The 17,494-nt window shown below is 59.2% G+C and carries 19 protein-coding genes; 11 read left to right on the top strand and 8 right to left on the bottom strand.

All coding sequences use genetic code 11. From position 1 onward, the window contains the following. A complete protein-coding gene (gene deoC, locus ACR0LY_RS09735) occupies positions 1 to 999 on the bottom strand; it encodes a deoxyribose-phosphate aldolase (RefSeq protein WP_170349822.1) in 999 nt (332 codons plus the stop codon). A gap of 200 nt (positions 1,000 to 1,199) precedes the next feature. On the opposite strand from deoC, the gene ACR0LY_RS09730 reads away from it, so the two are divergent. The 6 genes from ACR0LY_RS09730 (at position 1,200) to ACR0LY_RS09705 (ending at position 8,520) form a co-directional block, all read left to right on the top strand. Then, positions 1,200 to 2,153 (top strand): metal ABC transporter solute-binding protein, Zn/Mn family, encoded by a 954-nt coding sequence (locus ACR0LY_RS09730; RefSeq protein ID WP_170349823.1) that lies wholly within the window; start codon positions 1,200 to 1,202, stop codon positions 2,151 to 2,153. Positions 2,154 to 2,156: 3 nt separating this feature from the next. Next, complete coding sequence (locus ACR0LY_RS09725; RefSeq protein ID WP_170349852.1) at positions 2,157 to 2,960, top strand: metal ABC transporter ATP-binding protein; 804 nt, start codon at positions 2,157 to 2,159, stop codon at positions 2,958 to 2,960. Positions 2,961 to 2,963: 3 nt separating this feature from the next. After that, complete coding sequence (locus tag ACR0LY_RS09720; RefSeq protein WP_170349824.1) at positions 2,964 to 4,169, top strand: metal ABC transporter permease; 1,206 nt, start codon at positions 2,964 to 2,966, stop codon at positions 4,167 to 4,169. Then, positions 4,166 to 5,095 carry a metal ABC transporter permease gene (locus ACR0LY_RS09715; RefSeq protein WP_170349825.1) on the top strand — a complete coding sequence of 310 codons (930 nt, stop codon included), beginning with the start codon at positions 4,166 to 4,168 and terminating at the stop codon, positions 5,093 to 5,095. Before ACR0LY_RS09720 ends, ACR0LY_RS09715 begins: the two co-directional genes overlap by 4 nt. Positions 5,096 to 5,378: 283 nt before the next feature. Continuing rightward, complete coding sequence (gene mutL, locus ACR0LY_RS09710; protein ID WP_170349826.1) at positions 5,379 to 7,238, top strand: DNA mismatch repair endonuclease MutL; 1,860 nt, start codon at positions 5,379 to 5,381, stop codon at positions 7,236 to 7,238. Between the two features lie 52 nt (positions 7,239 to 7,290). Next, the gene (locus tag ACR0LY_RS09705; RefSeq protein WP_170349827.1) at positions 7,291 to 8,520 is read left to right on the top strand and encodes a DNA recombination protein RmuC; all 1,230 of its coding nucleotides are present in this window, start codon (positions 7,291 to 7,293) and stop codon (positions 8,518 to 8,520) included. 3 nt (positions 8,521 to 8,523) lie between these two features. Here ACR0LY_RS09705 and ACR0LY_RS09700 read toward each other — a convergent pair whose 3' ends face one another. From ACR0LY_RS09700 to ACR0LY_RS09690, 3 genes are read right to left on the bottom strand one after another with little or no spacing between them, the layout of a single operon-like run. After that, a complete protein-coding gene (locus ACR0LY_RS09700) occupies positions 8,524 to 8,928 on the bottom strand; it encodes a hypothetical protein (RefSeq protein WP_170349828.1) in 405 nt (134 codons plus the stop codon). 55 nt (positions 8,929 to 8,983) lie between these two features. After that, positions 8,984 to 9,634: a ChrR family anti-sigma-E factor gene (locus ACR0LY_RS09695; RefSeq protein ID WP_170349829.1), complete on the bottom strand. Its 651-nt coding sequence runs from the start codon at positions 9,632 to 9,634 to the stop codon at positions 8,984 to 8,986. A 10-nt stretch (positions 9,635 to 9,644) separates the two neighbouring features. Next, entirely contained in the window at positions 9,645 to 10,301 is a 657-nt protein-coding gene (locus tag ACR0LY_RS09690; RefSeq protein WP_170349830.1) for a sigma-70 family RNA polymerase sigma factor, read from the bottom strand. Between the two features lie 146 nt (positions 10,302 to 10,447). Here ACR0LY_RS09690 and ACR0LY_RS09685 point away from each other — a divergent pair, with 146 nt between their 5' ends. The 5 genes from ACR0LY_RS09685 to ACR0LY_RS09665 all read left to right on the top strand — a co-directional run bounded on the left by ACR0LY_RS09685 (position 10,448) and on the right by ACR0LY_RS09665 (position 13,460). Next, the gene (locus ACR0LY_RS09685; RefSeq protein WP_170349831.1) at positions 10,448 to 11,221 is read left to right on the top strand and encodes a DUF1365 domain-containing protein; all 774 of its coding nucleotides are present in this window, start codon (positions 10,448 to 10,450) and stop codon (positions 11,219 to 11,221) included. Positions 11,222 to 11,307: 86 nt separating this feature from the next. Then, positions 11,308 to 11,625, top strand: a complete 318-nt coding sequence (locus ACR0LY_RS09680) for a DUF3775 domain-containing protein (RefSeq protein WP_170326413.1) — start codon at positions 11,308 to 11,310, stop codon at positions 11,623 to 11,625. Between the two features lie 115 nt (positions 11,626 to 11,740). Beyond that, positions 11,741 to 12,820 carry a hypothetical protein gene (locus tag ACR0LY_RS09675; protein WP_170349832.1) on the top strand — a complete coding sequence of 360 codons (1,080 nt, stop codon included), beginning with the start codon at positions 11,741 to 11,743 and terminating at the stop codon, positions 12,818 to 12,820. A 159-nt stretch (positions 12,821 to 12,979) separates the two neighbouring features. Beyond that, positions 12,980 to 13,216: a DUF1127 domain-containing protein gene (locus tag ACR0LY_RS09670; protein ID WP_170349833.1), complete on the top strand. Its 237-nt coding sequence runs from the start codon at positions 12,980 to 12,982 to the stop codon at positions 13,214 to 13,216. Positions 13,217 to 13,259: 43 nt separating this feature from the next. Further along, positions 13,260 to 13,460, top strand: a complete 201-nt coding sequence (locus ACR0LY_RS09665) for a DUF1127 domain-containing protein (protein WP_170349834.1) — start codon at positions 13,260 to 13,262, stop codon at positions 13,458 to 13,460. A 99-nt stretch (positions 13,461 to 13,559) separates the two neighbouring features. Here the strand turns inward: ACR0LY_RS09665 and ACR0LY_RS09660 are convergent, their stop codons facing one another. The 4 genes from ACR0LY_RS09660 to ACR0LY_RS09645 are packed head-to-tail and all read right to left on the bottom strand — an operon-like array spanning position 13,560 to position 17,058. Then, positions 13,560 to 14,702 (bottom strand): saccharopine dehydrogenase family protein, encoded by a 1,143-nt coding sequence (locus ACR0LY_RS09660; RefSeq protein ID WP_170349835.1) that lies wholly within the window; start codon positions 14,700 to 14,702, stop codon positions 13,560 to 13,562. A gap of 3 nt (positions 14,703 to 14,705) precedes the next feature. Further along, on the bottom strand, positions 14,706 to 15,761 hold the full coding sequence (locus ACR0LY_RS09655; RefSeq protein WP_170349836.1) for a saccharopine dehydrogenase: 1,056 nt from the start codon (positions 15,759 to 15,761) through the stop codon (positions 14,706 to 14,708). Positions 15,762 to 15,775: 14 nt separating this feature from the next. Next, the gene (locus ACR0LY_RS09650; RefSeq protein ID WP_170349853.1) at positions 15,776 to 16,390 is read right to left on the bottom strand and encodes a glutathione S-transferase family protein; all 615 of its coding nucleotides are present in this window, start codon (positions 16,388 to 16,390) and stop codon (positions 15,776 to 15,778) included. Positions 16,391 to 16,407: 17 nt separating this feature from the next. Next, the gene (locus tag ACR0LY_RS09645) at positions 16,408 to 17,058 is read right to left on the bottom strand and encodes a histidine phosphatase family protein (RefSeq protein WP_170349837.1); all 651 of its coding nucleotides are present in this window, start codon (positions 17,056 to 17,058) and stop codon (positions 16,408 to 16,410) included. Positions 17,059 to 17,494 lie beyond the last annotated feature (436 nt).

The following is a 17,494-nucleotide window of genomic DNA, read 5'->3' as shown; positions in this document are numbered from 1 at the left end:
TCAGCCCATCGAGTGACGGTAACCGGCCGAATAGGCTCCGGTCACATAGTGTTCCAATTGCCGTTCGATATCGCCCAACAAGGACGACGCGCCAAAGCGGTACAGGTCCGGTTGCAACCAGCGGTCGCCCAGCTCATCCTTGATCAGCGACAGGTAAACCAGCGCGTCCTTTGCTTTCGAGATGCCACCCGCAGGCTTATAGCCAACGCGATACCCGGTGCGGTCATAATAGTCGCGGATCGCGCGGATCATCACCAGCGTCACGGGCAGGGTGGCGTTGACGCTTTCCTTGCCGGTCGAGGTCTTGATGAAGTCCGCCCCGGCCATCATGCAGACCAGCGAGGCGCGCGCGACGTTGCGCAGGCTGCCCAGCTCTCCGGTGGCAAGGATGGCCTTTACATGCGCATCACCGCAAGCCACGCGAAAGGCTTTCATCTCATCATACAGCGCCTGCCAATCTCCGGACAACACGTGGCGGCGCGAGATGACGATGTCGATCTCTTCGGCGCCAGCTTTTACGCTTTCTTCGATTTCGGCTACACGCAAGTGGAACGGCGAAAGGCCCGCCGGGAAACCGGTTGACACAGCCGCAACAGGAATGCCGGTGCCTTTCAGCGCCTCAACCGCCGTGCCGATCATGTCGTGGTAGACGCAGACAGCCCCGGTGGTGATCGGCGGCATGTCCAGCGCCTGCAATACCGAAGGTGCTACCGGTTGACGCGCCTTGGCGCACAGGCGCCGCACCCGGCCCACGGTGTCATCGCCGGACAAGGTGGTCAGGTCGATCATGGTGATCGCCTTCAACAGCCACGCGGCCTGATACTCTTTTTTAACCGAGCGGCGACCGGGCAGCGTCGCGGCCCGGCGTTCGATGGCCGAGGTATTGGCCTGCACGGCGCGTACCCAATCCAGATCAAGATCCATGCCGGGGTTTCTGGGTTCGGTCACTTGCGGCAGATGCGCGGTGCGCACGGGGCTTTCTGAGCTCTGCGTATCCATAGTCACGTCCTTTGGGAGGTTTGCGCCAAAATCGCACGAGCCGCACGTAAAGGGAAGGTGCAGCAAGGTTCGATCTGCAAATTTTTTGACCAAATGGACAAAAATAGGTATTTTTTTGCGAATAATTCGCAATAGCGTTGACTTAGTTGCGAATGGTTCGCATATTCATTCTCAACAGGACACCAAATCGGGATCTGACTATGATTCGTCGCAGCTTTCTTGCAGCGCTGGCATTTGCGGCTGCTTTGCCTCTGACGGCTTGGGCCGAGACACCACTGAAAGTGGTCGCAACCACCGGTATGATTGCTGACGCCGCGCGTCAGGTGGGCGGGGACCAGGTCGAGGTGAAGGGCCTGATGGGTCCAGGAGTCGATCCGCATGCCTATCGCCAGACCCGCAGCGATATCGTTGCGATGACCCGTGCGGACCTGATCCTGTGGCACGGTCTGTATCTGGAAGCGCAGATGGAAGATTTCTTCCATGACCTCGGCCGCAAACGCACTGTGGTGGCCGTGGCTGAAGGGATCGACAAGTCCAAACTGCGTGGGCATGACGATTATGCCGACAAATACGACCCGCATGTGTGGATGAGCCCGACCCTGTGGCGTGATGTGGTGATTGAGGTGCAAGAGGCCCTGACCGCAGCGCGCCCCGAAGCGGCGGATATTTTTGCCGCTAATGCGGAAGCGCATTTGGCCGAGCTTGATACGCTGACCACCTATGCCAATCAGGCGCTTGCAGCTGTTCCCGAAAACAACCGCGTGCTGGTCACCGCGCATGACGCCTTTGGCTATTTCGGCGCGGCTTACGGCTATGAGGTGATGGGCATTCAGGGCATCTCGACCCAATCTGAGGCCGGGCTGAACCGGATCGGAGAGCTGGTGGATACGTTGGTCGATCAGCAGCTGACAGCGGTGTTCGTTGAAAGCTCGGTCTCTGACCGGTCGATGCGGGCGCTGATCGAAGGAGCTGCTGCCAAAGGTCACGACGTGGGTGTGGGCGGCGAGCTGTATTCCGACGCCATGGGAGAGCCTGGCACGTATGAAGGCACTTATGTTGGCATGTTGGATCACAACATCACTGTCATCGCCGGGGCGCTGGGCGCGGATGTGCCTGATCGGGGTATGAACGGCAAACTATCGGCGGGGTTTTGAATGATGCTGGAACTGGCCGCTGATCAGGGTGTTTCAATTACCGGGCACAGTTTGGACGAGAGCCCTCTGGCCATTCGCGGATTGACCGTTTCCTATGGCCAGAAACCTGCGGTGTTCTCGGTGGATATGACCGTGCAGACCGGTGCGATGACGGCGATCATCGGACCTAATGGCGCGGGGAAATCGACCCTTCTCAAAGCCGCATTGGGGATCGTATCGCCGCTCTCCGGGCAGGTCACTGTCTTTGGCAAACCGCTGGAGCAGCAGCGTGCCCGCATCGCCTATGTCCCGCAGCGCGCCAGTGTGGACTGGGATTTCCCGACTCGCGTGATCGACGTGGTTCTGATGGGCCTGTCGCGGCAGTTGGGCCTGTTGGGCCGCATTCGAGCCCGACATATGTCGCAGGCCATGGATTGCCTGAACCGGGTTGGCATGCGCGACTTCGCGGATCGTCAGATTGGCCAGCTTTCCGGCGGTCAGCAGCAACGGGTTTTTCTAGCCCGCGCATTGGCGCAAGAGGCTGATCTTTACCTGTTGGACGAACCTTTTGCCGGGGTCGATGCGGCCACAGAAAAGGCCATCATCGCGGTTTTGAAATCGCTGAAAGAGGCGGGCAAGACCGTCGTTGTCGTGCATCACGATCTGGCCACCGTTACCGATTATTTCGACCACGTCTTCCTGATCAACACCCGTAAGGTGGCCGAGGGAACAGTGGCCGAGGCCTTTACCGCCGAAACCCTGCAATCGGCCTATGGGGGCCGTCTGGCCACCGCGCAGATCGACCAGATCTCACGCGCGCTGGGGTAAATCATGCTTTGGGATGCTCTGAGCCTGCAGCTTGGCTATAACGCCACGCTGGTTGCTATTGGTGCGACCTTGCTGGGCGTATCCGCCGGGGTGACCGGCACTTTCCTGTTTCTGCGCAAACGCGCGCTGGTCAGCGATGCGATCAGCCATGCGACCCTGCCCGGCGTGTGCCTGGCCTTCATGGTGCTGGTCGCTTTTGGCGGCGATGGACGCAATCTGATCGGTCTGCTTGCCGGATCGGCGATCTCGGCCTGGATTGGTCTGCTGTGTATGAATTGGCTGACCCGGGGCACGCGGCTGGCCGAAGATGCTGCCATCGGCGCGGTGCTGTCCGTTTTCTTCGGATTTGGCATCGTACTGCTGACCGTGATTCAAACCATGGGCGTTGGTCGTCAGGCGGGGCTCGAAGGGTTCTTGCTGGGCTCCACTGCCGGGATGTTGTGGGCGGATGCGCTGATCATTGCGATTGGCGGGGCCGCTACGCTTGTTCTGGTGATGATCATCCGCCGACCGATGACCATGGTGGCGTTTGACCCGGAATATGCCGCCGCACGGGGTCTGCCTGTGCATCGGATTGATCTGGCGATGATGGGATTGGTGATGGCCGTCACCGTTGTCGGGTTGAAGATCGTCGGGCTGATCCTGATTGTGGCATTGCTGATCATACCGCCCGTGACCGCGCGGTTCTGGACCGACCGCTCGGACCGAGTTGTTTTGCTCGCTGGTTTGGCGGGTGGGTTGGCCGGGTATCTGGGCGCGGCCCTGTCGGCCTCGGCGCCGAACCTGCCGACCGGTCCGATCATCGTGCTGGTCAGTTTTGGCTTTTTCGCGCTGTCCCTACTGTTTGCACCTGTTCGCGGTGTTCTGGCGGCGGTGTTGCAACATCTGAGATTCCAGCGTCGGGTGCATATCCGCCAAGGATTGCTGGCGCTGGCGCAAGGTCAGAAAATCTATGAACCGCTGACCCTGCGCCTGCTGAAACGCGCTGGCTTGGCCCGCGCCGATGGTGTTGCCACGGAGGCTGGCAAGGCCCGTGCCGCCAAGGCGCTGCGCGACGAAAAACGGTGGGAAATCGTACGCGCGGATCAGGCGCATGAGGCGACGGCGGCGCTTTATGACGGGCTGCGCGATATCGAAACGGTGCTGACCCGCGATCAGATCGCGGATATCGACCGCCTGATCGGTGGCCCGCAGGAGGTCCAGCCATGAGCGGTGAAGAATTTGTCCCCCTGTCCCTGACGCCTCTGTTGATCGGGATCTTCGCCGCCATCGCCTGCGCCCTGCCGGGGAATTTTCTTGTACTTCGCAAACAAGCCCTAATTGGGGACGCAATCAGCCACGTAGTGCTGCCCGGCATCGTTGTGGCCTTTCTGCTGACCGGAGCGATCTCGACCTGGCCCATGATGCTGGGCGCGGCGGGTGCAGCCATTGTTGCCGTTGTGATGATCGAGGCGATCCGGCGGCTGGGCCAGATTGAACCAGGTGCTGCGATGGGCGTGGTGTTCACCACCATGTTCGCAGGCGGTGTGCTGCTGCTGGAGCAGACCGATACCTCGACCGTGCATCTGGACGTGGAACATGCGCTATATGGCAATCTGGAAAGCCTGATCTGGCTGGATGCTGTGGGCTGGTCATCGCTGTTGGACCTGACGGCTTTGGCCGGGCTGCCGCCGGAGCTGCCGCGGATTGCGCTGACGCTGGTCGGGGTGGTCCTGTTCATCTGGCTGTTCTGGCGTCCGTTGAAAATTTCGACCTTCGACGAAGGCTTCGCACGCACCATCGGCATTCGCACCGGCGCGCTGGGTATGGCGTTGGTGATCGTGGCTGCAATATCGGCCGTGGCCGCGTTTGATGCAGTGGGGTCAATTATCGTGATCGCCATGTTCATTTGCCCCCCGGCGGCGGCGCGGATGATGACAAATCGGCTGGAAACCCAAATCGCCTGGAGCGTCATTTTCGCCAGCGTGTCGGCAATATCGGGCTATGTGCTGGCGGGCTACGGGCCGCTTTGGTTGGGCAGTACGGATGCGGTCAGCGCGGCAGGGATGATCGCAACCATGTCCGGCCTGATCCTGGCCTGCGCCGCATTGTGGGGCCCGTGCCGCTCCCGTGCCGGAGCGCCCCAAGCCACTTGACACGGCGCTTTCCCGCTGTTGGTCAATGCGAGGGGTCGGCTGAAATTCGCCCAGACGCCCAGCGAGGACAGAGTTAATGATTGTCGCGCCGCGTTTCGTGTTAGGCCCGCCGCAATAAATTTCTGAATGACCACCACTCACTTGGATCGTTCGGACAATCGTGGCAAGGTTTGCCGTCTGTTGACATCGGCACAGCGCGATTGTTCGAACGCCCCCTCCCTCCTAAAAATAGGACTGCCAAATCAGTGGCAGAATCGTGCGCGCATATGCTAGGTCTGGTGGTATGGTGCAGGCAAACCCCAATATCAGCGAAATCCGCCCCGTAATCCGTCAACTTGACGATGCCGCAATCAACCGCATCGCTGCGGGTGAGGTGGTGGAACGTCCCTCCTCGGCTGTCAAAGAACTGGTGGAAAACGCCATCGACGCCGGATCGACCCGGATCGCCATCGATATCGCTGATGGTGGCAAGACGTTGATTCGCGTCACGGATGATGGGTGCGGGATTTCGGCGGACGATCTGCCACTGGCCCTTTCGCGCCACGCGACATCCAAGATCGACGGGTCGGATCTGCTGAACATTCACACGTTCGGCTTCCGGGGCGAGGCGCTGCCGTCGCTGGGTGCGGTTGGGCGGCTGAACATAACCAGTCGGGTGCCGGGGTCAGATGCGGCCCAGATATCTGTATCTGGTGGCAAGATGGAGGCGGTGAAACCCGCCGCCTTGCGTGCAGGCACGGTGGTCGAGCTGAGGGATCTGTTCTTTGCCACGCCCGCTCGGCTAAAATTCATGCGCACCGACCGGGCCGAGGCGCAGGCGATCACTGATACGGTCAAACGTCTGGCCATGGCCGAGCCCGCCATCACTTTTACGCTGCGCGATGTCTCGGGCGGGGGCGAAGGTCGCGTGACCTTTCGCGCCGATCGCGAAAATGGCGATCTGTTCGATGCGTTGCACGCCCGTCTGGCCCGCGTGATCGGGCGCGAGTTTGCCGAGAACGCATTGCAGATCGATGCGACTCGTGAGGGTATTCGCTTGTATGGCTATGCTGCCTTGCCGACCTATTCGCGTGGCGCAGCGGTGGCGCAGTATCTCTTCGTCAACGGCCGTCCCGTGCGTGACAAGATGCTGACCGGTGCGCTGCGGGCGGCCTATTTCGATTTCCTCAGCCGTGACCGGCATCCGGCGGCCGCATTGTTTATCGACTGTGACCCGATGCTGGTGGATGTAAATGTTCACCCTGCGAAGTCCGAGGTTCGGTTCCGCGATCCCGGCGTGGCGCGGGGGCTAATCGTCTCGGCCTTGCGGCATGCGTTGGCCGAGGCGGGGCACCGAGCGTCCTCGACCGTGGCAAATGCAACGCTGGGTGCGATGCGGCCCGAACCGGCACAGCCCACTCCCGCCCGGGTGTATCAGATGTATCGTCCTTCGCCCGCAGCCCGGCAGGCCGCGTTTCACGCGCAGGCGCCGGGTTTTGCCGAACTGTCCCGCGATTATAGCGGTAGCATCGTGGAGGCGGCTCCGCCAGTTTCGACCACGGCAGAAGAGCCCCCGATGCAGGACCTGCCCTTGGGTGCGGCGCGCGGGCAAGTACATGAGAACTACATCATTGCCCAGACCGCTGATGGTATGGTGATCGTCGATCAGCACGCCGCGCATGAACGACTGGTTTATGAAAAGCTAAAAACCCAGATGACCGAAAACGGCGTCGCCGCGCAGGCATTGCTAATCCCGGAAATCGTCGAGCTGTCCGAAGGCGACTGCGCGCGTCTGATGGCGGTTGCGGATGACCTGTCGCGCCTTGGGCTGACGTTGGAACCCTTTGGCGGCGGCGCCATCGCCGTGCGTGAAACACCTGCCATTCTGGGCGAAGTGGATGCCCGTGCAATGATCCTGGATATTCTGGATGAACTGGCCGATCAGGGCGAAAGCCAAACGGTGCAGGCGCGGATCGAAGCAATCCTTAGCCGGGTGGCCTGTCATGGTTCGGTCCGGTCTGGCCGCCGGATGCGGGCCGAAGAAATGAATGCCCTGCTGCGCGAGATGGAGGCGACTCCCCATTCCGGCCAGTGCAATCACGGGCGACCCACTTATGTGGAACTGAAGCTGAGCGACATCGAACGCCTGTTCGGGCGCAGTTGATCCCGGCGCTTCGCCGGGCTATGAAGAATAAAACAAGAACATCCGAGGCGACATGATCGAGATTGCTGGCACAGAAATGGCTTTGAACGACCCTGTGGTGCTGATCGCGGGTGGAGTGGTGGCATTGATTCTGCTGCTGCTATTCCTGTCCTTGCGGGCAGCCAACCGTTCCGCCCGAATGGCAGAACCGCTGGCGCGGCAGATGGCGCACTTGGGTCAACACGTGCAGCAACTGGGGCAGGGCCAGGAACAGCTGCGCGGAGGGTTGCAGCATGTCTCGGACACGCAAGCCAATGCGCAGGTTCAGGTGATACAGACAGTTGAATCCCGCCTGTCCTCGGTACAGCAGCAAATGAATGACCGGTTGGCAGACAATGCGATGAAATCCGCTCGGGCTTTGGCCGAGATGCAGGAGCGAATGAAGGAATCGCTGCATGGCTCGTCCAAACAGACCGCGACGTCTCTGACACAATTGCAGGAACGTCTGGCCGCCATCGACAAAGCGCAGGACAATATCACCAAGCTGTCGGGCGATGTGCTGTCGTTGCAGGATATCTTGTCGAACAAGCAGACACGCGGCGCGTTTGGGGAAATTCAGCTGAACGATATCGTCTCGAAGGCATTGCCGTCGGACAGCTTCCAATTGCAGGCGACTTTGTCGAACGGGCGCCGAGCGGACTGCCTGATCCACCTGCCAAACCCTCCCGGACCGATTGTGATCGACAGCAAATTCCCATTGGAGGCGTATGAGGCGTTGATCGCTTCGACCAATGATGCCGAGTTGAAAGCGGCGGTTCAGATGTTCCGCAGTACGGTGCGCAAACATATCAACGACATTGCCGAGAAGTACATTCTGGACGGCGAAACCGCCGACGGCGCGCTTATGTTTCTACCGTCCGAGGCGGTATATGCCGAGTTGCACGCCAAATTCCCGGAACTGGTGCAGGAGAGTTTCAGCAAGCGAGTCTGGATCGTTTCTCCCACCACCTGCATGGCGACGCTGAACACGATGCGGGCGATCTTGAAAGACGCGCGTATGCGAGAACAGGCGGGGGCAATCCGCAAGGAGCTGGGCCTATTGCACAAGGATGTGGAGCGTTTGGGGGATCGGGTTTCGAACCTCGACCGCCATTTCGGTCAGGCAGCCAAGGATATCTCGGAAATCAAGATCAGTGCCGAAAAAGCCGGGCGTCGGGCACAGCGGTTGGACAACTTCGATTTCGAAGAGCTTGCCCCGGACGACCACAATAATGTGGTACCGCTGGGCAAATCCGAAGGCTAGGCTTTACTGGATCGACAGATCCAGATTGTAGCCGACTGTCTTATCAGTATCCCGATCATTGCCCATCAGATAGACGCGGATCGTATAATCTCCGTCTTCGGGCAGGTCGATGCGGGCGGTGTTGCCATCGATAGAGCCGTTGTAGATCGCAACGCCGTCACTGCCGGGTGGCAGGATGTTGAAGTAAATCACGCCATTGCCATTGGTGTCGCTGACCTTGAGATCGGCGAACATTTCCTGACCAGCCTGCGCGCCCAACATGTAATCGAAATACTCGTTGCCGGTAATTGCCCCATTCACCATCGTGCCGAAATTGCCGGGCTCGAATTTTACTTCTGCTGCACGCTGCGCCCAGGCCGTGCTGGTAAGGCTTGCGATCAATGCAGTCAGTATCAGATGATGTCTCATGAAACGTCTCCCGAACCTATTGATGAGTCAGTGTAGCACGAGCCGCATCAACGCTTCAGATTCGTAGGAATGGCTGGAACAGGCGCGGCATCAACTTGGTAAATTTCAAGGGCGCGTCAGTCACGGCCAGACAGATGCAATCCTCTGAGATATCGGCCGTCGGCGTGTGGTGCAGGCTTTCATCCGCAATCTCAACATCTCCACGACCGAAATGGTCGACCTCGTCCGAAAACGCGCCTTGCAGAACCATCGTCAGTTCCATGCCGTTGTGGCTGTGATCGGGCACGGCTGCACCGGCCGGAATGAATAGCAGGCGGGCGGTGGCCTCGTTCGTGGTGGGTAGGATCGCCTGTTTCACGCCCATACCGATGGAGCGCCATTTGATGTCGTTCACATCGCCGCCCACGTAATCCTGCAAAGGTGCGGGCAGCACCGCGCATCCCGGACGTGCGGGTTTTGCAATCGGGGCTCCCTGAGCGATCAGCGCCATGGTTGCGGCTAGAGACCCATCGCTCATGCTGGTAGGGCTGTCCTGCTCTTGCAGAACACATCCGCCCACAGCGTCAAAGCTTTCGGCCCGGGCGCGGCAGTGGTCACACAGGGACAGGTGTGTTGCCACCATCAGGTCGAACGCTTCGGGCAGGTTGCCCGCGGCGTAGGCCATCAACAGATCGTCTGTCAGGTGATGTTTGATATCGTTGCTCATCTTCGTCATCTCAATTCATCGCATGGCGCAAGCGGTCCAGCGCCAGCCGTATCCGTGATTTGATCGTACCCAAGGGCAACCCGGTCTGAGATGCGATTTCTCGATGGCTCAGATCACCAAAATAGGCCTGTTCGATCAGTTGTCTTTGCGCCTCGGGCAACGCCGCCATGGCGTCGCGCAGCTGCGCGGTTTCCTGTTGCAGCGCGACCACGTCGTCCTGATCTGGTTCCGCCTCAGGCCCCCACCACAGATCCTCGGGTTCGGGTCGGCGTTGTTTGCGCAGAACGTCGATGCGCTTGTTTCTTGCAATCGTGAACACCCAAGTGGCCACGGTCGCACGAGTGGGATCGAACAGATGCGCCTTGTGCCACAAGGTCGCCATCACCTCTTGCGCGCATTCCTCGGCCAGCGCGGCGTCGGACCCTGACTTAATCAGGAACGCCTTGATGCGTGGCGCGAAGTGTTGGAACAGTTCGGCAAAGGCCGCCTGATCCTGCGCGTCCCGAATGCGCCTGACGTGGCTCACCCACTCAGTTCTGGTGTCGCAACTGCCATCCGCTTTGTTCACCGGCTTGCCCCTGATGCGTTTGCTTGCGCGCCGAGGTTTCAGTGCTGGCCTTTCGGCCGCCGGTTCATCCAAGGTCACGGTATCGATCTCGGTAAACATAACCACATTACGCGGCCCAGCCCAAGACGGATCACTTTATTTGCTGTTTTTGATCCGGGCCGCGTCAAATATCGTACTATCTGATAGAAACACATGAGGAAAAGAATGCCGCCGGAACGGTTTACACGAAGATCGGAGAAAACTGCGTGAACACGGTCGACCATGTTGCAGGCCATACCTTTCACGGGCGCAAGGGCGCGATCCAGAACGCCTTTCGTTATTCCGTCGACTACATCTTGTTGGACCCGGAAAGCCATCCGGCCACTCCGGCGCTGTTTTCCCTGAACCGGACTAATGTCACCAACTGGCGGGAACTCGACCATGGGGGTGAGCCAGGGCAGGGGCGCGGTGCGGCCTGGCTGCGGGAGCAGTTTGACCAGATGGGCGTGACCCAACCGGATCACGTGACATTGCTGACCCAGCCGCGAGTGTTCGGCCATGTGTTCAATCCGGTCAGCTTCTGGTTTTGCTTTGATGTTGACGGCCAGCTTTACGCCGTGGTGGCCGAGGTCACAAACACCTATGGCACGCGCCACAGCTATCTGTGCCACACCCCCAACTTTGCGCCGATCCGACCCTCGGACCGGATCGTGGCGGACAAGCTGATGCATGTCTCGCCGTTTCAAAAGGTCGAAGGGTCTTATACCTTCCGGTTTGACTATCGCCCGGACCGGGTGGGTGTCTGGATCGATTACGTGCGCGACGATGGTGGGCTGATTGCAACCCTGACCGGACGGCGGGCTCCGCTGACCAATCGTACGATCCTAAGGTCTTTGCTGCGCCGACCTTTTGGTGCGCGCCGCGCGTTTTTCCTGATCCTGTGGCAGGCGGTGAAGTTGAAGGCGAAAAAGGCCCGGTTCCGCCCGTTTCGTACAGCCCCCATTCCCGACCACCCGGTTTCCCGCATTCGCGAGCCTTAAGCTGGCATAGTTTGCGTAAGATCAAAGACTCAGGCGCCGTGAGGTGGTTGTGCTAGGATGAAACCGCGAACACGAGGAGTTGGGTCATGTTGGAAATCTCGGCAAGAAAAATCGCTCAGGTCGCCATGATGGGGCGCGAACTGAACCGCGCCGAGGGCGAACTGCGCGCCTTTATCGACCGTATGGGTGAGGACGAGCAGGCCGAGCTGGTTGCTGTCATGTGGATCGGACGCGAAAGCTTTTTCGCCGAGGATCTGGCCGAAGCCATCGCAACCGCAAAATCCGAGGCCTCGACCCCCTGCGCCGATTATCTGATCGGCACTCCACACCTGTCGGATCACCTAGAAAACGGTCTGGATGCGCTGGGGATTTCAGCCGAGGACGTGGAAAACGATCTGATGTAGGCCGGTTTGAACGAAGCGCCTTTTCCCCATGCCTGGTGGTCATCAAATCCGACCGCCAATTCGGCGGCGCAAAGAATAGTTGCAGCAGGGCCGTAAACCGGTGGATGCTCGAACCATGCGACTCGATTGGCGTATTCTAGTGGGACTTGTGTTTGCCGTGGCCAGCATGGCCGCTCCGCGCGTTTCGAACGCCTGTTCGGTTTGTACAACATTGCCGGAATACTCTCTTGCAGACCGTATTCTGTCTGCGCGTGTGATTGTTCTGGCTGCGCCGTCGCCGACCAATCCCTTTAAGTACGCCTCGGTTTCCGTGCTGAAAGGCGCGCCCGCGCAGCTAGAGACCCTACCGGATATCCCATTCCTGGTTGACAGCGTGACGCGATCAGCCTTCCGCGTCGACCCTGAAAGAGTTGTTTTGATGATCTACGGCAGCGGATCTGTGGACAAGTCAGGCCGCAGCTTCGCAAGCGCCTGGTCAAAAGGTTTTCTGATGACGCAAGAGCGGGCAGCTTTTCTGGAAGCGGTGCGTTTTCAGGGTAAACACTGGATCGTCGGAAAAACGGCTAACCCTGCACGCGTCACTTTTTTTAGCCAATATCTGACGCATGAAGACAGGCTGTTGCGCAATGCCGCGCTTGCAGAGCTTCATCGCGCACCGTATCCGACTGCCCGACAGGTGCGGGACGTTGTGACAACCGCGTCTTTGTTGCAGGAGTTGCGCGATGTAAATCGCCTTGCTTATGCGCCGGCTGTCATTCGATTGTTGGGTATGCAATCCGATCCTGCCGCGCAGGCATTCGTTCGACAGCGGTATCAGCCCGCGTTGCGTGCCGGTGACCGAAACATAGCGGATTGGGCGCTGGCCGGGATCGAGGTGGACGGCGCAGACGCAGTAGAAGCGATTGGGCAGGCGTTAGCGCAGGCGAACTCGTCGCCAGAAGATAAGCAGAAGCTAATTCAGGTTCTTGCCGTTGGCGGTTCCACATGGCCGGAATTGCAAGAACAAATACTGGAGATTTACAAGCTTGAGCTTGAACGCAGCGCGGAACTGGCAGGCTGGATCGCCTTGTCTGTACGGACATGGGAAACGGATGCATTGACGGCGTCGTTCAAACAAGTTTTGGCGCGTGAAGACCTTGATGCCGCGGTTTTGTTTCTGGTTAAAAACGCGCTGGATATTAGTGATTTTGATTAAATTATTTTATTTCAGCTGATTACACCTGACCGTGCCATGTTGTCGGCGTCTGGTCCTGCGAAGATTAAGCGGATTTAATCCAACCCTCCGACGCTTTTAACCCCGAACCCTTTTCTCTGTTTCAACGACAAACGCAATTCAGAGTTAAAGGAGAAAGTCATGGGATACGCACAAACAGTTACTCCGCAAAAGGGGCTCTTCTTCGGTCTGTTCTCGAATTACGCCGAAGCACGGGTCGAACATTTTCGCCGCGATATCTTTGCCAAATCCGTTCGGGCACTGGAAAACCTCAGTGATCGTCAATTGGCAGACATCGGCATCCCACGCAGTGAGATCAAGCAACGCGCCTATGAGAGCGTTTATCACAAGAAGCCTTACTCGGGCACCGCACACTGATCCACGGGCCGCGCCGAATATCGTAAATTACTTGGAGGAGAAAATGTTTGATTTTAACCCAAATCGCGACCAGTCGATAAATGCCAGTTCCGTGTTGTTGTTCGACCGGGCGATGCGGTTGCAGGCGATCAGTTCCAGCATCGTACGCGCCGCACAAGATCTGAACCGCTTGAACGATTCCGAACTCGCCGAACTGGGCATCAACCGCAGCGATATCGACACCGTGATCGAGCGCTACATCTGACCGATCGCGATGCAAGACAAACCAAAAGCCATTCCGATATTTCGGGATGGCTTTTTTAACCTTTAAGCGGCCCATTCTCGAACGGGCGGTGTCAGCCGTTCATTTCAACTGGTCTACGATCTGAAGATGCTGAGTCAGCGTGTCGATTTCGGCCATCCAGTCCTGTACCAGTTTCGGGTCACTGGGGGCGGCGTGGACGCCGGCTGGGATGGAGCGGTTCAGGACCGCCTCGACCGCAAGCGACACCGGGATCGACACCAGTCGCGCCATGGCGGTGCCACGCGCGTCACCCCAGGCGTCCATCACATAGGTCTTGTGCCAGACCGGGATGCCGTCTTTTTCCGCCTTCAGCCCGACGCACAGGACCACGCGGTCGGGTTCGCCCTTGTCATAGGCGTTTTCTTCCCAGAACTGGTCTGACATCTCTTTCAAGCGCGCGTCACCTTCGGGGCCGGACAGGGTTTCGATTTCGTGGAATACATCAGACCACGCATCGGCCCAGCCGTTCAGGCGCAGGGTGCCGCGGACAAATTCCTTGACCGGCCAGTGCTTTTCAAAGTGGTACTGCTGCATGAACGGGATCGAGTCGCGATTGGGGTAGACCTCAAAGCTTTCGGGCGTCGGCAGCGGCGCGATATAGCTGGTGATTGCGTCCCAGGGGCGGGCCACGTCCAGCGGAACATAGTCGCGGATCGACTTGGACGGCGAACGCAGCGCCTTGAGTACCCCCAGCGGCGACCAGCTGAATTTATAACGGAACGGGTTGGGATTCTTCGGAATGCCACCGCAATACGAAATGAAGCTCAGGTGGTTCTGGGCATCGAACGCATCCGAGGCGCGGTAGTCATCGACCAGTGCATGCGCCATCAGGTGGTCTATGCCTGGGTCCAGCCCGACCTCGTTCACCAGTGCCACACCGGCTTCGCGGGCCTTGTCGTCCAGCGCACGCATCTCGGGCGCGATATAAGAGGACGAGACGAAATTGGCCTGTTTCGCGATGGCCAGTTCGGCCAGCGGCACGTGCCAGTCACCCGGCAGCATCGAGACGATCACGTCGCCTTTTTTCAGCACCGCACCCAGCGCATCGATGTCAAAGGCGTGGATGTCGTCGGTCAGGTCACCGACCTCGGCATTGGCTTTTTCGATGGTCCGGTTCCAGACGGTGACCTTGTGCCCGCCTTCAATAAGGCGGCGCAGGCCGGGGATGGCCGACAGGCCGGTGCCACACCAATGAATCGTCATCGCTCAGAATCCTTCGATATGAGTGTTATAGGTCGCCGCCGCCCGGCCCCAGACACCGGCGTTCAGATTGGTCAGGGTCAGCAACGAAGGCAGCAATTGCGTGGCATAATCTTGCGAGCTTTCGACCGGCAGCATTGACGGAAGGTTGTCGATGGCCATCACGTCCATCACCGGATCAGTCGCCACACGCAGGGCAGGGGCGTCCCAGGAGGTTGCACGGTCATAAACGGGCACCGGATTGTAATCGCTATCGGGGTCGCAGGCCACATCGCCAATAGCGGTCAGCTTGCGCGGCGCGGTCAAAGCCTCACGCGGTACAAAGACCGGGGTGCCGGGGCGCGCAAAGATGCAGTTCAGGAACAGATTGTGGTCAAGGATTTCCGGGAACGGTCCGCCGCTAGACGTTTCGGCCATGTCCCATTTGGTAACGCTGACCCCCATGGCCTCGCATAAGTCTGCAGCCCCGGTGCCCACTCGGCCCAGAGCGCCAATGACAATGGCGCGGGGGCGAGTTGCGCCCGTTGCATCCAATTCAGTCAGCAACTCCGCGTTCAGCGCGTCTTTGCTGGCATACACACCGACCGGCGGGCATTGCTGACCTCGTTGCTGCGCTGCCCAGGTCTTAAGCGTCACAGCAGCGCCCGCATATCCAGCCCAATAGCCGAAGGCGGCGACGCGGCGGCCGGCTTCGTCCACCAGATATTCCAGATCATAGAGCGTTCCGCCGCCGGCCTTGAACCGCGCAAGCAGCGCACGACCTGAATGCTGGCCTTTGTAGGCGTGGCCGAACATGATGTGGCGGTGGGGCAGGGGCGTACCGTCTTCGGGCAGTTCCTTGAGGCCAAAGATGATCGCATCCAGTGGTGCCCGGGGCCAGGAGTTTTCGGGCGCGATCTCGCATCCGACCTCTCTGTAGCCATCAATCGGGATTGCGCGCACGGAACTTTCCTCAACCGTCACGCGGATGCCGGCTGCGATCAGATCAGCAGCGCCTTCGGAGGTCAGCCCGACCCGTTCTTCATTCGGGCGTTGTTCTGCCCGGACCCAAAGATGTGTCATGCGTTATCCTTTTGTCAGAGCATTCCGGCGGCGCGCACCGCCTGAACCGAAGAACGTGCCTCCATCGCCGCGCGGAAGGTCAGAATTTTGGGAAAGGCCGAGACGTCGACGCCGTCGACTTCCAGCCAACTGCAAACCACATAGAGATAAGCATCTGCCAGCGAGACGGCCTCGCCCAATACAAACGGCCCTCGCAACCCGTTGGAAGAGATATAGTCGCAGGACGCGGTCATGTTCTGTGGAACCTTGTCCGTCATGTCTTTCCAGCTGGATTTCTTGTCGGCCCAGCGGGCGCCGCGCAATTTGTGCGCGTGGTTCACATGCATGGTCGAGGCCAGGTAATACATCACCTCGCGCATCCGGGCGGCCATGACCGGATCGGTGGGCACCAATTCGGCTTCGGGCGCCTTGGCCGCGACATATTCCAGCAGAGCGCCGGTTTCGGTCAGGATACCGCCATCAACCACCAGTGCCGGAACCCGGCCCTTGGGGTTGATTTGTTTATAAGCTGGTTTCGTTTGTTCTCCCCCAGCGAAATCCAGTTGGATCGCTTCATACTCCAGCCCGGCCTCTTCCAACGCAATGGCAACAGCGACCGAGATTGTGCGGGGAGCATAGTATAGCTGCATCATAAAGGCCTCCGAGGTCAAAGGTGGGTTTGCGCGAATTGCCTGTCGGGCGAGTCCAGGTGCGGCACCGCATTGAACAGAACCGGGCTCAGCTGCGCGCCGATCGGGTGCAGGCGATGCAGCGACGTGTTCATGATGGCCAGCGCCACCCGTGCCATCGCCGGGATATCCAGACCCATCGCTTGCCGTACCACCATTGAAATCAACCCGCCCGAGGTCACAACGATGGCCGGCCCGCCCTCGGTTCCAATCTCGCGCAAAGCGTCCGAGACACGGGTTTCGAACTCGGCAAAGGTTTCGGGCGTATCCGTGATCTCACCCCGGGCCCAGGCGGCAAAGGTGCGGGGCAGATGTTCGACAAAGCCCTCTCGGTCGGTGGGGATCGCCACGCCGTGCTGCTGTTCATATAGCTGCGCGATGGTGAAATACTCGATCTCATTCAGGCGTGCGTCCCGGATTGGGTCAGGCAAGCCCATGCTGGCCGCAGTTTCCACATGTCGCTGCAACGTGCCGCAATAGACCCGCGGGTAATGGGCGCGCGTATCCTGCAGGTGCGCCCCCAGCCAGCGGGCCTGCTGATGGCCCAGATCGCTGAGCCTGTCATAGCTTTCTTCATCCCGTGCGGTGGTGTTGGCCTGTCCGTGACGCACCAGTGTAATATGTGACATTGCAATTCCTCTTGGGCGAAGTCTTAGGGCAGGATTTGGATAGGGGCCAGAGGCGTTTGTCAGGGGGCGGGCAAAAACCGACCCTCGTCAAAGGTTTTGCGTGTTCGTTTTCAGACCCGCGATTTCGCGATGTGATCGTTGCCCAACGGAAAATAGTTTCCTATACGATACAAGGCCGCTGCATGCGGCTGTATACGCTTTGTATCGGCTATCATGGCAAATCCTGTTGACTCGCAATAGCGTCCCGGGAACCTTGGTGTTGATTGTAAAAGGGTTGCCATTGCAGACCGCACGGTGATCTTTCAAAACGGCATTCGAAAGGCCCGGATTATGAGCACCGAACCGAAACGCACTCCTCTCTACGATCTCCATGTTGAGTTGGGAGGCAAGCTGGTTGATTTTGCGGGTTGGGAGATGCCTGTTCAGTATCCGCTGG

The sequence above is a fragment of the Ruegeria sp. BC5 genome (assembly GCF_056539205.1).
Note: the sequence above shows the minus strand (reverse complement) of the source record. Positions and strands in the feature narration are given on the sequence as shown.

Coding starts and splice junctions, on each gene's coding strand:
- deoC (WP_170349822.1), bottom strand. CDS start 999: ATGGATACGCAGAGCTCAGAAAGCCCCGTGCGCACCGCGCATCTGCCG.
- ACR0LY_RS09730 (WP_170349823.1), top strand. CDS start 1,200: ATGATTCGTCGCAGCTTTCTTGCAGCGCTGGCATTTGCGGCTGCTTTG.
- ACR0LY_RS09725 (WP_170349852.1), top strand. CDS start 2,157: ATGCTGGAACTGGCCGCTGATCAGGGTGTTTCAATTACCGGGCACAGT.
- ACR0LY_RS09720 (WP_170349824.1), top strand. CDS start 2,964: ATGCTTTGGGATGCTCTGAGCCTGCAGCTTGGCTATAACGCCACGCTG.
- ACR0LY_RS09715 (WP_170349825.1), top strand. CDS start 4,166: ATGAGCGGTGAAGAATTTGTCCCCCTGTCCCTGACGCCTCTGTTGATC.
- mutL (WP_170349826.1), top strand. CDS start 5,379: ATGGTGCAGGCAAACCCCAATATCAGCGAAATCCGCCCCGTAATCCGT.
- ACR0LY_RS09705 (WP_170349827.1), top strand. CDS start 7,291: ATGATCGAGATTGCTGGCACAGAAATGGCTTTGAACGACCCTGTGGTG.
- ACR0LY_RS09700 (WP_170349828.1), bottom strand. CDS start 8,928: ATGAGACATCATCTGATACTGACTGCATTGATCGCAAGCCTTACCAGC.
- ACR0LY_RS09695 (WP_170349829.1), bottom strand. CDS start 9,634: ATGAGCAACGATATCAAACATCACCTGACAGACGATCTGTTGATGGCC.
- ACR0LY_RS09690 (WP_170349830.1), bottom strand. CDS start 10,301: ATGTTTACCGAGATCGATACCGTGACCTTGGATGAACCGGCGGCCGAA.
- ACR0LY_RS09680 (WP_170326413.1), top strand. CDS start 11,308: ATGTTGGAAATCTCGGCAAGAAAAATCGCTCAGGTCGCCATGATGGGG.
- ACR0LY_RS09675 (WP_170349832.1), top strand. CDS start 11,741: ATGCGACTCGATTGGCGTATTCTAGTGGGACTTGTGTTTGCCGTGGCC.
- ACR0LY_RS09670 (WP_170349833.1), top strand. CDS start 12,980: ATGGGATACGCACAAACAGTTACTCCGCAAAAGGGGCTCTTCTTCGGT.
- ACR0LY_RS09665 (WP_170349834.1), top strand. CDS start 13,260: ATGTTTGATTTTAACCCAAATCGCGACCAGTCGATAAATGCCAGTTCC.
- ACR0LY_RS09660 (WP_170349835.1), bottom strand. CDS start 14,702: ATGACGATTCATTGGTGTGGCACCGGCCTGTCGGCCATCCCCGGCCTG.
- ACR0LY_RS09655 (WP_170349836.1), bottom strand. CDS start 15,761: ATGACACATCTTTGGGTCCGGGCAGAACAACGCCCGAATGAAGAACGG.
- ACR0LY_RS09650 (WP_170349853.1), bottom strand. CDS start 16,390: ATGCAGCTATACTATGCTCCCCGCACAATCTCGGTCGCTGTTGCCATT.
- ACR0LY_RS09645 (WP_170349837.1), bottom strand. CDS start 17,058: ATGTCACATATTACACTGGTGCGTCACGGACAGGCCAACACCACCGCA.